Source organism: Oceanobacillus sp. FSL K6-0251 (genome assembly GCF_038004725.1).
Taxonomy (GTDB): Bacteria; Bacillota; Bacilli; order Bacillales; family Amphibacillaceae; genus Oceanobacillus; species Oceanobacillus oncorhynchi.
The window spans coordinates 629,937-645,557 of record NZ_JBBORS010000001.1; the positions used below are offsets into that span (position 1 = coordinate 629,937).

Below are 15,621 nucleotides of genomic sequence, written 5' to 3' on the forward strand. Positions count from 1 at the left end.
GTTTTCAATCGTAAAATAAATTGAAAATGAGTAATATATTGCTCTTTTTTAATCCGTAAATAACTGGTTGACTGGCATGGTATCTGTATTTTGCCGGTAATTACTTGGGGTTTCTCCAATGGTTTGCTTAAAAACTTTACTAAAATAATTACTGGATGTATACCCGACTTCTGTTGCAATTTCCTCGATACTTTTCTTTTCAGAGATTAATAGGTGAAGCGCCTTTTTCATTCTGATTTTTGTCAGGTAACGGATTGGTGTCTCATTTATGGACTTTACAAATTGGCGTGTGAAATAATATTTTGATAAGCCGGATACGCTGACGATTTCATCTAATGTAATATCTTCACTATAATGATTCTCTATAAAGTCGATTGCCTTCGAGATAGAAGGGGGGATTGCTTTAGATTGCTGCTGGTTATATTCTAAGTATCCGAGAAATTCCATCAGAAAAGAATAGGCGCAGGAGGAAGCCTCGTAGCCATGAGAAATCCCTGCCGTTTCTATTCTCTTTAAGGTATTAAAAATATAATTAACGGGGCTTGAATGAATGGACAATTGGAATAAATGACCATGCTTTTTCGTTATTTGCTGATATAACTTCGCTGCCTCTGTACCAGTAATGGTAAAGAAAATAAATTCCCATTCCTCTGCATCAGCAGGGAGATAATACCGATGATCGCTCGGAACATCAATAAAGAAAGCATCTCCTTTTGTTAATTCATGCGTGGTATCCCCGATGGATATTGCACCGTTCCCATGCAGCGTATATTGAAAGATAATAATATCCTTTTCGCCTCTTTCCAGCCCATGCCAGCTGTAATTAGCGGGGTTTTGATGATGTTCGAAGCCAATCGCATGCAAATTTGCTACGTTATCTTGATAAGCTCTTTGAAAACGAAATCCATATGAGTTGTGGCTGATATCTTTATACAAGGAAATACCTCCTTCATTTTTTTACATTGTAACATGGGTTATCTTACTGGAGGATGAGTGACTGACAAATCTCTTGTTCAGAGAAAAACGAAATAACTTATATCTATCTGCCAAGTAACTGGTGAAGATAGGTAATAAATGATGATAGCCTAATGAAAAAAGAACCCCATTTCTGATAGGGTTAAGAGTATAACCAAACTATCGGTAAAAAGGATATGGATAAGAATTGTTTTATTTAATGCAGGAAAGGCAGGACTAAAGATGAAGGAGTTATTCAAATCAAGCAATTGGTTTTCGGGTCTTCAATGGCTCTTTTTTATCAAAAACAGGAGAGAAAACTCCCTCTTCAAGCGCGTAGAGGTAAGGGGGAGATGAATCTCCAATACACAAAAGATTGCTTTGGAGTGTCTCGACTGTCCAACACTAAATCGAACAAACGTTCCAAAATCATCCTTCTTCTGATATAATGGACAGGAGGAGGTAAGAAGCTATGAAAGTAAAAAAAGCATTTCGTTTTCGTATCTATCCGAACAAAAAGCAAATCACCTTCATCCATAAGACAATTGGCTGCTCCCGTTTTGTCTACAACTATTTTACAGGAAAACAAAAAGAAAAAGACCGCTATTGGCATACGGTGAATGAAATGGTACAAAACGGCCAGCTTCTTCAACATAATTGGAAGGGCGAATTTTTCAATAAAAATAAGGCAATCAAAGCGGTTCCAGAATTGAAGAAAGCGCATCCCTTTCTCAAAGAAGTTGATAGCATTGCTCTTCAAAAAGCCGTTGAAAACGTGAATGATTCCTATACGCGCTATTATAAGAAGCAGAATAAGGCACCTCGTTTTAAATCAAAAAAGAATCCTGTTCAATCGTATACCACGAAACATGTCAATGGAAACATTGCGGTATTGGATAAACATATCAAACTGCCTAAGCTCGGATTGGTTCGTTTTGCCAAAAGTCGGGAAGTGGAAGGACGTATTATCAATGCAACGATCCGGCGCAACCCTTCAGGCAAGTACTTTGTTTCGATTGTAGTTGAAACGGAAGTCAGGCACTATGAAAAGACAGGTTCCTCAGTAGGCATCGATGTTGGAATAACTGATTTTGCAACTCTTTCCAATGGGACAGTGTATGCAAACCCCAAATTTTTCCGGACATTAGAAAAGAAACTGGCAAAAGCGCAGGTGATTCTGTCTAGACGACAAATAGGCTCAGCAAATTGGCAGAAACAAAAAAGAAATATAGCCAAGATTCACGAAAAAATCGCTAATAAAAGAAAAGACATGTTAGATAAGATCTCCACCGAGATAGTCAAAAACCACGATATTATCGGGATAGAAGATTTGTCTGTGATAAACATGTTGAAAAATCATAATCTTGCAAAATCAATTAGCGATGTATCCTGGTCAGCGTTCCAAACGATGCTGGAATATAAAGCGGCCTGGTATGGAAAGCAGGTTGTTACGGTAGCTAAAAACTATCCATCCAGTCAGCTGTGTTCCAATTGCGGACACCAAAACCCAGACGTTAAAAATCTCGCTTTGCGTGCATGGACGTGTGATAGCTGTCAATGCCATCATCAAAGAGATATTAACGCAAGTAGGAATCTTCGCAAGGAAGCATTACGAATAACCGCAGGGACTGCGGGGGTAGCCTAATCCATAACTGACCAATGGGTTGGTGTTCTTAGGAATCTCCTGCTTCAAGCAACCTTTAAGGTTGATAAGTGGGAGTAGTTCAATTGGATGCCAATTAATCGGGATATTTTTAAAAGGTATGCTGGGCATTCCTTTTGGTAACGAAGCCGAAAATGCCCAAATCGATTTAGCTATTTCGCTGTTGTCTATTATGATTGCAATCATAGTGGCTATTATTAGTATTAAAGCTCCAGCAAGCATTAGACGCTACGGGTTATTAATCGGAATAGTTATTGGTTGGATTGCATTTAATCTCACTTTTGAGCAACAGGGAGCGGTTAGCCAAACTGCCTCATCGAGTATGGCATTATTCCCGCTGGGTAAACCAACGTGGGATACGGGTATTGTTATAACGACAGTGTTAGCTGGACTGCTGAATACAGCGAATAAGTTTGGAGCGTTAAAAGGGACGGATAGTATCTATCGTGCAGAGACAAGCGATTCCCAATACCGTTCCTCATTTACGATAACAGGGATTTTTACCGGGCTGTCTGGGGTGCTTGAGCTTGTCCCGTATGCGCCGTATGTCTCTTCCATTGGTTTTTTGAATCAGACAGGGATTATTAGGCGGTTACCTTTTATTCTCGGCAGTTTCATGTTCTTCTTAATGGGCATTATTCCACCAATCGGGCACTTTTTTTCTATGCTGCCGTTGAGTATAGGCAGTGCAGTATTATTTGTTTCTTATTTACAGCTGTTCAATTCATCATTAAGTTTCTTTCGTCAGGTTGAATTTAATACGCTCAATATTTATCGGTCGGCTGTTCCCTTATTTGTCGGTATCATTATTATGACCTTCCCTGCTTCATATTTCAATACCTTGCCTGACTTTCTTCGTCCGTTGTTAAGCAGCGGGTTATTAGTAGGTATTATTTTAGCACTTATACTTGAGAATGGTTTTGATTGGAATCGCACATAAGGACAGGTTATAGATAAAGAAGCGGTGAATAAATCAATGGACGTTTTTTAAGGAGCTGTCGCTAACTGAATGGTTTATATGGGAAGACAGCTCCTTTGTTTAAGAAAATAATGTTTACAAAAGCCATGTTTCTAGCGAACAGCATGGGATAGCAGCATAAACTATTCAACTTAATAGCTTATTCAGGAGGGATTTTAATGATAGAAATCCTATTTCCCAGGCACTTTCACACCAGGTATAAACCATTCTGACTTAAAAGTTATCATATAGATTTCCTTGTCGAAAAATGATATACTATCAAAAATAATGATAGGGGTTTCATTTTATTTCCGAGATTATCTCTTTATTTTTTCGGAATTTTAAATCAAATGTACATAGGAGCTGGAGAGGTTTCGGTGATGTGGAGGGGATAACATGCTTTCATCCAGACAAAAGAAAATTTTAGAACGGTTAATTGAAGAAGAAGCGTTTGTTTCCTTAGCTGACTTGAATAAAGCCTATCAGCTTTCGCCGCGGACGATTCGGCAGGATTTACTTGAAATCGAGACGTGGCTGATGGACATTGGCGCAGGGTTTAGCCTGGAGAGACATCGCAAGTATGGGGCACGGCTGATTTTAGGAGAGAAGCAGAAGCAGGTGCTTCAGGAGGCAATGTACAAGCAGAAGGATTATTTAAGTGCAGTGCAGCGCCGGCAAGATATGCAAAAGCTTCTATTACTAAATTCATCTATCCATGTGGAAGAATTATGTGAGGATTACCAGATTAGTATGAATACGCTCCAGAATGATTATAATCAGTTAAAGACGGAAATGGAAGATTATCATTTAATGCTGTCCAGAGAGAATAAACAAATTTCGCTGGTTGGGGAAGAGAACAATAAACGCATGTTATTTTTAGATTTTTTGAAAGAACAGTGGACAGAGGAGGAGATACTGGAGCTGTATGTAACAAGGCGAATCTCCGCTTCCATGAATGAAACGGATTTAGAAGATATGATTGCAGATGTGGATGTTCATGGGATTGCATCTTGGATTGAGCAGGTGGAGGAGCTAAGCGGGATTGCTTTTATCGATGCAAGTAAATACGAGCTGTTTCTGAATTGCGCTGTTCAATGGAAAAGAATCCAATCGGGGCAATTTATTGCAGACTTTGATAAAGATGATGAATTAAAAATCTTTGAGGATGAAAAGTTTACTGTAGTACGAGAACAGTTTAGGCGATTAATGGGCTTGGAAGATGCATCTCTTCAGCTCTCCAATGAATTAGCTTACATATCCATGCATCTGCTGGGGGCAAGGCGTTTAAGCGGGGAAGGAGATTATTGGCTGAAGTGCCAGTCGCTATCGCGGGAGATTGTAGAGACCTTCGAGCAGGCGAACCGCTTTCGTTTAAGCAATCGGGAGAATATTATTATTGGCCTGTCGACGCATTTGCAATCAGCGATGTATCGCATGAAGTATCATATTCATATTGATAATCCTTATTTCGATAATCTGGAAAAAGAATATCGTAAATATATTGAACAAGTAAAAGCGTTTATTGAAAAAAATCCGCATTGGGGTTTAACGACACTTCATAGACATGAGATTGGTTTTATTGTAGTTCACTTATGTGCCGGATTGGAGCAGGAACCGTTTCTGCCGAGTAAACGAATTGCGATTGTCTGCAGCTCCGGCCTCGGAACATCCAGACTGCTTGAACGGACAGTAAGAAGACTGTTCCCGCAAGTATTTATAACAGGGCAATTTTCCGTAAAGGAGGCGTATGGGCTGACAGATAAAGATGCTGATTTGATTGTTACAACAGTTCCATTTACCCAGCAGCTGCAAGTCAATCATGTGAAAGTAAATCCGTTATTGTCGATAGCTGATCAGCAAAATCTGGAGCGGATTATTGGAAGAGGAACCTATCAGGCAAACACCGAATTGCCGATTGTCGAGACAGTAATGACTATCTATCAGTCTATTAAAAAGCACACGGTGGTGTTGAATGAGGGAGAATTGTTCAATGATTTATACCGGTATTTCAGCGGGAATCAAGGGGCAATGAGTTCGGAGGTTACTTCATTAACGGCGCCTTCGTGTATCCATTTAAGAGAAAAAGTCTCTGATTGGAGAGAAGCATTATCTATATTGAATCAATCTTTAGTAAAACAAGATGTCGTGGAGCATACATATGAAACGGAAGTGGCTCAAATCATCAATGAACAGGAGCATCATTTTATCGTGGCGCCAGGCGTTGCTTTTCCTCATTTGAGCAGTACAGCGATTAAGAAAACAGGTTTTGCTTTTATGACATTGGAGGAACCGATTTCTTTCGGCGGAACAGAGGAAAAAGTATGGTGGATTATTTTGCTTGCTGCCAAAGATAAAATCCAGCATGTCACTGCAGTGGAGATGATGCTGGAGGTTGTTAATTCGAAGGAGTTATTAGACAAGCTGCGCCATGAAAGAAATATCGACGTGGTATGGAATTGGATGTTGGAGTACGAGGAGGGTAGCAAATGAAAAAAGTGCTAGTTGTTTGTTCAGGCGGTTTAGGGACAAGCCTTGTGTTAAAGCTTCAAGTAAAACAGCATTTTCAAGAATGGGAATTAGATGACGTCATTGTGGAACAATCGGATGTAAGTGCTGCCTCCTTCATGAAAGCAGATTTGATTATCGGGGCAAAGCAGGTGGTACAGCATTTGCAGGTAAAAGAAACGGAAATCCTTGGGCTCTCCTTTATTGCAGATAGAGCCTTAGTAAAAGAAAGCTTGGAAAATGCAAATACTGTGAAGCGGTGGCGTGAACGTGTATGAATATCTTTGAAAGTTTTACAAGGGGGTTTATCGGAGAGCCTGCGATTTTATTAGGAGCGATAACATGTATTGGACTATTACTTGCCAGAGCAGGTTTTTTTCGGGTTCTCAGCGGAACCGTGAAAGTCATGGTAGGGGTGACATTGTTACAGATAGGAGCATCTGCTGCCAATGTGTCCCTTTCCAATTTAGCAGTGATGATTCAAGACAGCTTTAATATGATTGGCATGATCCCGCATAATGAAGCGATAACGGCATTAGTACAGATTAATTACGGAAGAGAAATTGCGATAACCATCTCGATTGGAATGGTCGGGCACCTATTAATAGCACGCTTTACAAGATTGAAGTATGTCTTTTTGTCAGGACATCAGGTCCTTTTTATGTCCGCAGTGATTGTTGCTGTTTTACATGCTTCGCAATATGGCTGGTGGCTGTATATTTTCGGCGGCTTCGTGTTAGCGCTGATGATGTCCTGCATGCCTGCGCTGGTTCAGCCGTTTGTCAAACGTGTGACAGGGGATGACTCGATTGCGATTGGTCATTTTAACAGTGTTGGCTACTTTATGACAGGTATGTTAAGCACCAGTCTATTTAAAAGAAAAGAAGAAAAAGCAGATTTTCCGAAATTCATCCGAAAACTGGAGCCTTTTATGTATGATCATGTGCTGATCATTAGTATATTTTCATTTCTGCTCTTTTTTATTGCGGCTATTTTTGCGCAAAGAGATGCGATTCAATACTTGTTTAATGATCAAAATTTTATCATTTTTGTGATTGTGCAATCTTTGTGGTTTACAGCTGGAATGTACTGTATTCTGACCGGTGTACGGATGATGATTGCAGAAATTCTGCCGGCGTTTGAAGGAGTCTCAAGCAGATGGATCAAAGGCTCTGTCCCAGCGTTAGATGCGCCGGTATTATTTAATTACGCTCCATTAGCTGCAATGGTTGGATTTATCCTCAGCTTTTTGGGCGGACTTGGTGTAATGTTTGGCATGGCCGCAGTGCAGTATACGATTATTATTCCAGGCGTTATCCCACATTTCTTCTCCGGTGGTGCTGCAGGGGTAATTGCTTATAAGCTACGGGGAATCAAGGCGCTGGTTTGTATGAGTATCGTGCATGGGATGGTTATTACTATTTTGCCGATTCCATTGTTAAGTTATTTGCGGGATTTAGGTTATACGCGGACGACGTTTGGAGATACGGATTTGCAGTTGATTGGGATTTTGATTGGGTGGCTGGTGCAGTAATAACTGAATTTAATATGTCCTCTTCTATTAAGCAGAGAAAAATGATGAAAATTTCTAACCTGCATAATAAAAGAGGATTTTTTGTTTTGTATACCTTAAGGCATCTATTTTAAATTACATAGTCTATAGTAAATATTCAATACCAATTTACTGCCATTTAAAAAGGAAATTAATTACTATTGATAGTGTAAGCGTGTACATATAGAGTTATATACATAATATAAGGAAGTAATGAAAAACAAGGGAGTTAATTTAATGGCTAGAGCGGAAGAGTGGATAGGTTATTGGAAGTAAAGGTATGAGGTAACTGAAGCTTTGGCTTTTAGCATAATCCTGTAGCAATAAACCATTTAATAGACTGCTATTCTAAACAAAGAATACATATTAAAACAATATTTAAAGAATATATAGGGAGGGAGGACGTAATGAGAAAAAGTATTTGGAGGTTATCTCTATTATTAATCGTAAGTATACTAGCCGCTTGTGGAAGTGACGATTCTAGTGATGAGCCAGATGATAAGTTAGAAGGTAAAATAACGGTTTATGCTGGTTCGGATGAAGAGCGTGCTATCGAAACAATGAACCTTTTTACAGAAGAAACAGGAATTGAAGTTGATATGGTTCGGTTATCTGCTGGGGAAATTCTATCAAGAGTTCGTGCGGAAAGTGCGAACACGCAGGCAGATGTCTGGTTTGGCGGACCGGCAGAAACATTTGAAGTAGCTAAGGAAGAGGAATTGCTTGAACCATATGTATCGCCTACAGCGGAATATATCTCAGATGAATACAAGGACGATGAAGGATATTGGACTGGAATGTTAGTTAACCCTTTAGGTTTTGTAGTTAATCAAAATTTCTTAGATGCCAATGGACTAGAAGCACCTACAGCTTGGGAAGATTTACTTGATCCAGCGTATGAAGGGGAAATCGTTATGCCTCATCCAGCTTCATCCGGTACGGCTTATACAGTACTTTATAATATATTGCAGTACTTTGATAATGAAGAAGAGGCTTATGATTATTTGGAAGCATTGGATGGACAAGTACAACAATATACAACTAGCGGGGTCGCTCCGGCGAGGATGGTGGGAATGGAAGAAGCGGGAGCAGGGATCTTATTCTACTATAATTCTGTTAAAAGTATGGAAGAAGGATTTGATAATTTAGAGCCTACTGTGGTTGATGGAGCAGGATATGAATTATTTGCAGTAGCTAAGATCGCAGATGCTCCTAACCCTGAATTGGCTGAGGCATTTATTGACTGGGTATTAGGACCAGCAGGGCAAGAAGCAGCACAAGATTTTGGAAACTATAATAATGTAACCCATCCAGAAGCTGCGGATGCGGAACAAGCTATAGAACTTTCAGATTATCATTTAATAGATTTTGTTTTAAGCGATGCGGCAGAATCACGTGATGAGATTATTCAAAAATGGGAGAATGAAATTTATGATCAATAGTCATATAAAGAAAATGTAAGTTAATCACTCAAAGACATTGCTTTATATCTTATTAGAAATTTTATCTGAATGTTTGATGCAATATTCATAAGCTAAAATTCTACCATTTTAAACGGAAATAATTTGGTGTGGAGCGTTCCATGAAATGATTATAGTCTTAAAGTATAGTAATAATTAGAAAAGAGCATAAGAATTCATCTATCTTTTAGAGGAAGGAACTAAAAAAGGAGGCCAAAATGAGCTACCGTGCAATTTTTTTAGATATTGATGGAACGATTATAAAGCCAGACCACACTTACGATGCTTCAACCAAGGAAGCCATTCGGCAAGCAAAAGCAGCAGGTATAGAAGTATTTCTATGTACTGGCAGACCTTTAATGGATATTGTTAATTTGACAAATGACTTTGGAATCACCTCATCGATTACTTATAATGGATCCTATGCAATGCACGAGAATGAAATGATTTTTAAAGCTGCGATGCGTAAAGAGGATGTCGAGAAAATGATTTCTATCTCCTACCAAGGAGAAAGTGAACTTGCGCTTTATACCACAGAAAATAATTATTTTACTTCTCTAAAGGATGCACACGTTATTTATTTTAGTAAAGTTTCGCAAATGAAGGAATTTAAACTGTTTACAGAAGATGTTGCTGATCAGATTGTAGCTGCGACGGCAATCAATGTGTTTGACAGCAAAGGAGATTTTAGTTTAATAGAAGGTTATCAGCTGTCTAAAGTTAATATCAAACATTCTACAGAGTCCTATGATCTAATTCGTACTTCCGTGAATAAAGGAGAAGCAGTTAAAAAAATGATAGCCCATTTGAATCTGTCACCTTCTGAAGTGATTGCTTTTGGTGATGGAATGAATGATAAGGAAATGCTGCAATTTGCTGGAGCAGGCGTGGCAATGGGAAATGCGGACTCGATGCTTGTTCCATATGCAGATTTTCAAACAACAACCGTTGAGGAGAATGGCATTTTTAACGGACTGAAGAAGCTTGGAGTTGTGAATTAAAGTAAAGAAAATGAAAGAAAGGAATTCATCGTATGAAAACTACAAAAAAGATAATACCGCTATTTTTATTTTTAGGATTGATTCTTGCTGCATGCGGTTCTGATGATACAGAAGAAATTGGTGGAGCAGAAAACGATGGTACATTGACTGTTTATGTCGGTCTTGAAGAAGAGCATGCCATTGCATCAATTAATCAATTTACAGAGGATACAGGAATTGATGTTGATATGGTTCGTATGTCTACAGGAGAAATATTGGCTAAAATTCGCTCTGAGCAGCAAAATCCACAGGCAGATATTTGGTACGGCGGTCCAGCAGATACATTTGTTGCTGCGAAAGAAGAGGATTTACTTCAGCCATATCAATCCCCAGAGGCAGAAGCAATCCCTGAAGAATACCGGGATGAAGAAGGATATTGGACAGGGATTTATTTAGGGCTTATTGGTTTTGCGACAAGCCAGGACTTTTTAGATGAAAATAACTTGGAGGCACCTGCAAGCTGGGATGATTTATTAGATCCAGCATATAAAGATATGGTAGTCGTTGCTCACCCAGGCTCTTCAGGTACGGCGTACACGGCGCTTTATTCTATTCTTCGTGCTAAAGGCAGTGATGATGCTGGTTTTGACTATTTGAAAGATCTGGATAATCAGGTTCAGCAATATACAACGAGCGGTTCAGCTCCAGGGAGAATGGTAGGGATGAATGAAGTAGGAGCTGGAATTCTATTCTCACATAATATCATTAAGTTCCAAAAAGAAGGCTTTGATAATATCGTCTTAAGTTTTCCGGAAGAAGGAACAGGGTATGAGGTTGGCGGAGTCGGGATTATTAACGGTACTCCAAATGAAGAATTAGCACAAGAATTTATTGATTGGGCTGTAAGTGCGAATGCGCAGGAAGTGGGTCAGGAAGCAAATGCATTTAATAATTTAACTCACCCAGATGCGGTAGAGCCGGAGGAAGCAGCTGACTTGGAAGAAATTGAATTAATTGATTCAGATCCAATCGAGGCAGGAGAACGTCGTCAGGAGATTCTTGACCGTTGGGAAGATGAAGTGAATAATTAAAACATATCATAGTTCTATGTGAGTAAAGTCGAATGGTTCAGCATTCTTATTTTTGAAGTTGAATTTATTCGGCTTTTTTGCGGACTTTATTAATCGGTTACAATCATAATAAAAAAGACAACATAACTATTTCAAGAGGAAAGCATGAAAATTCATTTTTTATCTAGACTTTAAGTGACTGGAGTTAGCCAACAATTATGCAAAATCAGATTATAAAAATATGATTTATATTATCAAGCCAATTCTATGCCGTTTCAAAAGGAATATATTTGGTGTTGTTAATGTAAGCGGTTGCAAATAAAATGAGAACATAAAAAAGGGGGAGATTATTTTGAAGAAATCATTACTATTATTGCTTTTCCTATTGGCTATTTTACTGCTTGTTGCATGTGGGGCGAATAATTCTGATGATTCAAATGAAGCAGATGGAGCGGACAAAGAAGAGAGTCCAAGCGGAACGTTAACGGTTTATGTCGGATTTCAAGAAGATCATGCACTTGCTGCAATCGACAGGTTCCAACAAGATACAGGAATTGATGTCGATATGGTTCGTATGTCAGCAGGGGAAATATTAGCAAAGATACGTGCTGAACGAGATAATCCACAGGCAGATATTTGGTATGGCGGTCCAGCGGATACATTTGAAGCAGCTAAAATGGAAGATTTATTACATGCGTATGATTCACCGGTAGCAGCAGATATTCCAGAGGGATATAAAGATCCAGAACATTATTGGATAGGTATCTACGAGGGGGCAATTGGTTTTGCAACGAATCAAAATTTCTTAGATGAAAATAATCTAGAAGCACCTTCAAGCTGGGATGATCTGTTAGATCCGGTTTACGAAAACGAATTAGTTATGCCACATCCCAATTCATCAGGTACAGCTTATACAGCATTGTATTCCGTTCTTCTTGCGAAAGGTGGAGATGAGGAAGGGTTTGAGTATTTGAAAGAACTTCATCCACAGGTTCAACAATATACAACCAGTGGTTCAGCACCAGGAAGAATGGTTGGACTAAATGAGGTAGGAGCAGGGATTACATTTGCACATGAACTTGTTAAATTTCAAGAAGAAGGGTTTGATGATATTGTTATTTCATTCCCAGAGGATGGTACAGGTTTTGAAGTTGGAGCAGTTGCAATAATAGAAGGGGCGCCAAATGAAGAATTGGCACAGGAGTTTATTGATTGGGCTGCAGGTCCAGGAGCACAAGAAGTAGGGCAAGAGACAAATAATTTCCAAAGTCCTGTACATCCGGATGCAAATCAACCTGAACAATCTCCAAATTTAGATGAGATTAATTTATTAGATTCAGATCCCAAAGAAGCTGGGGAACGTCGTCAAGAGATCCTAGATCGTTGGGATAACGAAGTGAATAATTAAAATGTTAATAGCATGAATAATTAAAAGAAATCCGACTTGCTTCAAACTTCTATTAAAAATTTTAGAAGCAGGCCGGATTTCTTTTTGTTTATAGCTTTACTACTCTGCGTTAGTATTTCCCATAAAATATGAATCTTAAATGTAATTCTCCATACCAATTCTATACCGCTTCAAAAGGAATTCATTTGGTGTTGAATGTGGAAGCGCATACACATAAACTTAAGACATAAGAAAAAAGGAGGTAGTAACATTGAAGAAATCTATAAATTTATTATTTATATTATTAGCTGTTTTTCTGCTAGCTGCGTGCGGATCAAATGATTCAGATGGGGCAGAAGGCGGAGATAGTCCAAGCGGAACATTAACAGTTTATGTTGGATTCCAAGAGGATCATGCGATTGCTGCAATTGAAAGGTTCCAACAGGATACAGGAATTGATGTCGATATGGTTCGTATGTCAGCTGGAGAAATCTTGGCAAAGGTACGTGCGGAAAAAGATAATCCGCAGGCAGATATTTGGTACGGCGGGCCGGCAGATACATTTGAGGCTGCTAAAATGGAAGACTTGTTACATGCGTATGATTCGCCGGTAGCAGCAGATATTCCAGAGGAGTATAAAGATCCGGATCACTATTGGACAGGCGTTTATGTAGGTGCAATTGGTTTTGCAACAAATCAGAACTTCCTGGATGATAATGGTCTGGAAGCACCGACAAGCTGGGAGGATCTGTTAGACCCTGCTTATCAAAACCAAATAGTAATGGCGCATCCAAGCTCATCAGGTACAGCCTATACAGCATTATATTCCATTCTGCGTGCGAAAGGCGGAGATGAGGAAGGATTTGAATACTTAAAAGAACTTCACCCACAAGTTCAGCAATATACGACTAGTGGCTCTGCGCCAGGCAGAATGGTTGGACTAAATGAAGTAGGAGCAGGAATTCTATTTGCACATGATATTGTTAAATATCAAGAAGAAGGATTTGACGATATTGTTCTCTCCTTCCCGGATGATGGAACAGGATTTGAAATTGGAGGGGTAGGTATTATTGAGGGAGCTCCAAATGAAGAGCTTGCGCAAGAATTTATAGATTGGGCTGCAGGGCCGGGAGCACAGGAAGTTGGTCAAGAAACAGATAATTTCCAGAGCCTTACACATCCCGATGCAACTCCGCCTGAAGGAGCTCCAGATTTAGAAGAGATTAACCTATTAGATTCAGACCCGAAAGAGGCTGGAGAACGTCGTCAAGAAATTCTTGACCGTTGGGATAATGAAGTAAATAACTAGAGATAGAAAACGTTGAAAATAGGGGGCTGTCAGCTCCCTTTTCAACATAAAAGGAGTGAAAGCTTTTTATGAAGGAGAACATACGCAGATTAGTCAAACAGCCAATGCTGTTATTACTTGTTGTATTGGTTATGCTGACGCTCATTGTTTTTATTGTCTATCCGCTTTTCCAAATCTTTTTATCCAGTTTTATATCAAATGGTGAAATAGATTGGCAAGGGTATAAAAGGGTATTTGCTGGCGGACAGTTAACCAGTGCTTTAACGAATTCATTGGTTTTAGCAGTCATTGTTTCTATTTTATCAACAGCAATTGCTTATTTCTTTGCTTATACATTAGCTTATATCAAGGTTCCATTTAAGAAATTATTTAATGGAATTGCAATTTTACCAGTTATTTCTCCTCCATTTGTTATTGCTTTATCAGCGATTCTGCTTTTTGGAAGAGGAGGATTTATTTCTGAGACATTGCTGGGAATAGAGGGAGCAAATATTTATGGATTACATGGTTTGATTCTTGTTCAAACCCTGACCTATTTCCCGGTAGCCTTCTTAGTTCTGGCAGGGCTGTTACAATCGATTAGCCCTTCTCTGGAGGAAGCAAGTGATAATCTTGGTTCTACGAAATGGCAGACATTTAAGAAAGTAACGTTGCCATTATCTGTTCCGGGAATCGGAAATGCTTTTTTACTTGTATTTATTCAGTCGATGGCTGATTTCGGGAACCCAATGACCATTGGGGGAGACTATAATACAGTAGCAAGAGAGATTTATATGCAGGCAGTCGGAAGCTATAATATGCAGGCTGGGGCAGCTCTTGCAATGGTTTTACTTAGTGCAACAGTTATTTTATACGTACTCCAGAATTTTTGGATTGGGAAGAAGAATTATGTCACCGTTACCGGGAAACCGACTGGAGTTCGGAAAATGATTTCCCAAGGTATGTTTCGCCGAGTGATGATTACCATTTGTTTCGGTTTATCGGGAACGGTTATTTTATTCTATATCTTAGTTCCAATCGGATCATTTATTCAGCTATGGGGCGTCAATTACAGCTTTACATTAGATCATTATAATTATGTGTTTTCTATCGGTCAAAAAGCAGTGACAGATACGTTACGACTATCCATTATTGCGACGCCAATTGGAGGATTATTTGCAATGATTCTTGCATTCTTGATTGTTCGTAAAAGATTTGCAGGGAAAAAATTAATGGAAGGGATCAGCATGCTTTCCATGGCCATTCCAGGGACTGTAATCGGTATTTCCTACATTTTGGCGTTTAACCAGGCGCCATTAGCAATTACCGGTACTGCATTGATTATTATTGCTGCATTTATTGTTCGTGCGATGCCAGTAGGGATTCGGTCCGGTATTACTTCCCTTCAGCAGATAGATCCTTCGATAGAAGAAGCAGCAACAAATTTGGGAGCGAGCGGTTCGAAGACCTTCTTTTCAATCGTACTGCCTTTGATTCGACCGGCATTTTTCAGTTCAATCGTATACACTTTCGTAAAAAGTATGACAGCGATGAGCGCTGTGATCTTCCTGGTTTCTGCAAAATATAACCTGATTACCGCTTCTATCTTAGCGCAAGTAGAGTCAGGAAGAATTGGCGTTGCAAGTGCGTATTGTACATTATTGATTATCTTAATGATCGTTGCGATGTTAATTTTAAATGGATTAACTTCTTTATTTACTGGTAAGTGGAAGCTAAGAAAAGATCAACAAACAGGTGCAGAGATTGCTTCAAAAGATTCTGTGACGACTTAAATACGTGGAGG

12 protein-coding genes are annotated in these 15,621 nt (G+C 39.2%); 11 read left to right on the top strand and 1 reads right to left on the bottom strand.

Going from position 1 to position 15,621, the window contains the following annotated elements:
- Nucleotides 1–48: 48 nt before the first annotated feature.
- Nucleotides 49–936: an AraC family transcriptional regulator gene (locus tag MKY45_RS03230; protein WP_332093904.1), complete on the bottom strand. Its 888-nt coding sequence runs from the start codon at nt 934–936 to the stop codon at nt 49–51.
- A 490-nt stretch (nt 937–1,426) separates the two neighbouring features.
- On the opposite strand from MKY45_RS03230, the gene tnpB reads away from it, so the two are divergent.
- The 11 genes from tnpB to MKY45_RS03285 all read left to right on the top strand — a co-directional run bounded on the left by tnpB (nt 1,427) and on the right by MKY45_RS03285 (nt 15,610).
- Complete coding sequence (tnpB, locus tag MKY45_RS03235) at nt 1,427–2,599, top strand: IS200/IS605 family element RNA-guided endonuclease TnpB (protein WP_042531654.1); 1,173 nt, start codon at nt 1,427–1,429, stop codon at nt 2,597–2,599.
- Nucleotides 2,600–2,621: 22 nt separating this feature from the next.
- Nucleotides 2,622–3,557 carry a purine/pyrimidine permease gene (locus MKY45_RS03240; protein ID WP_341172492.1) on the top strand — a complete coding sequence of 312 codons (936 nt, stop codon included), beginning with the start codon at nt 2,622–2,624 and terminating at the stop codon, nt 3,555–3,557.
- Nucleotides 3,558–3,971: 414 nt separating this feature from the next.
- The gene (locus MKY45_RS03245; RefSeq protein ID WP_341172493.1) at nt 3,972–6,065 is read left to right on the top strand and encodes a BglG family transcription antiterminator; all 2,094 of its coding nucleotides are present in this window, start codon (nt 3,972–3,974) and stop codon (nt 6,063–6,065) included.
- Nucleotides 6,062–6,358, top strand: a complete 297-nt coding sequence (locus tag MKY45_RS03250) for a PTS sugar transporter subunit IIB (RefSeq protein ID WP_193062798.1) — start codon at nt 6,062–6,064, stop codon at nt 6,356–6,358. The genes MKY45_RS03245 and MKY45_RS03250 overlap by 4 nt, the downstream gene beginning before the upstream one ends.
- Complete coding sequence (locus MKY45_RS03255) at nt 6,355–7,614, top strand: PTS ascorbate transporter subunit IIC (RefSeq protein WP_339182399.1); 1,260 nt, start codon at nt 6,355–6,357, stop codon at nt 7,612–7,614. Before MKY45_RS03250 ends, MKY45_RS03255 begins: the two co-directional genes overlap by 4 nt.
- Nucleotides 7,615–8,039: 425 nt before the next feature.
- The gene (locus MKY45_RS03260; RefSeq protein ID WP_341172494.1) at nt 8,040–9,074 is read left to right on the top strand and encodes an ABC transporter substrate-binding protein; all 1,035 of its coding nucleotides are present in this window, start codon (nt 8,040–8,042) and stop codon (nt 9,072–9,074) included.
- A gap of 236 nt (nt 9,075–9,310) precedes the next feature.
- Nucleotides 9,311–10,093 carry an HAD family hydrolase gene (locus MKY45_RS03265; RefSeq protein WP_042531662.1) on the top strand — a complete coding sequence of 261 codons (783 nt, stop codon included), beginning with the start codon at nt 9,311–9,313 and terminating at the stop codon, nt 10,091–10,093.
- Nucleotides 10,094–10,125: 32 nt separating this feature from the next.
- The gene (locus tag MKY45_RS03270) at nt 10,126–11,163 is read left to right on the top strand and encodes an ABC transporter substrate-binding protein (RefSeq protein WP_341172495.1); all 1,038 of its coding nucleotides are present in this window, start codon (nt 10,126–10,128) and stop codon (nt 11,161–11,163) included.
- A gap of 331 nt (nt 11,164–11,494) precedes the next feature.
- Nucleotides 11,495–12,550, top strand: a complete 1,056-nt coding sequence (locus MKY45_RS03275) for an ABC transporter substrate-binding protein (protein WP_341172496.1) — start codon at nt 11,495–11,497, stop codon at nt 12,548–12,550.
- Between the two features lie 250 nt (nt 12,551–12,800).
- Complete coding sequence (locus tag MKY45_RS03280) at nt 12,801–13,838, top strand: ABC transporter substrate-binding protein (RefSeq protein ID WP_193062804.1); 1,038 nt, start codon at nt 12,801–12,803, stop codon at nt 13,836–13,838.
- 68 nt (nt 13,839–13,906) lie between these two features.
- Nucleotides 13,907–15,610, top strand: a complete 1,704-nt coding sequence (locus MKY45_RS03285) for an ABC transporter permease (protein WP_193062806.1) — start codon at nt 13,907–13,909, stop codon at nt 15,608–15,610.
- Nucleotides 15,611–15,621: the final 11 nt, after the last annotated feature.

Bases quoted from the DNA above. Each gene is read 5' to 3' on its own strand.
- tnpB (WP_042531654.1), top strand. From the start codon at position 1,427: ATGAAAGTAAAAAAAGCATTTCGTTTTCGTATCTATCCGAACAAAAAG.
- MKY45_RS03245 (WP_341172493.1), top strand. From the start codon at position 3,972: ATGCTTTCATCCAGACAAAAGAAAATTTTAGAACGGTTAATTGAAGAA.
- MKY45_RS03250 (WP_193062798.1), top strand. From the start codon at position 6,062: ATGAAAAAAGTGCTAGTTGTTTGTTCAGGCGGTTTAGGGACAAGCCTT.
- MKY45_RS03255 (WP_339182399.1), top strand. From the start codon at position 6,355: ATGAATATCTTTGAAAGTTTTACAAGGGGGTTTATCGGAGAGCCTGCG.
- MKY45_RS03260 (WP_341172494.1), top strand. From the start codon at position 8,040: ATGAGAAAAAGTATTTGGAGGTTATCTCTATTATTAATCGTAAGTATA.
- MKY45_RS03265 (WP_042531662.1), top strand. From the start codon at position 9,311: ATGAGCTACCGTGCAATTTTTTTAGATATTGATGGAACGATTATAAAG.
- MKY45_RS03270 (WP_341172495.1), top strand. From the start codon at position 10,126: ATGAAAACTACAAAAAAGATAATACCGCTATTTTTATTTTTAGGATTG.
- MKY45_RS03285 (WP_193062806.1), top strand. From the start codon at position 13,907: ATGAAGGAGAACATACGCAGATTAGTCAAACAGCCAATGCTGTTATTA.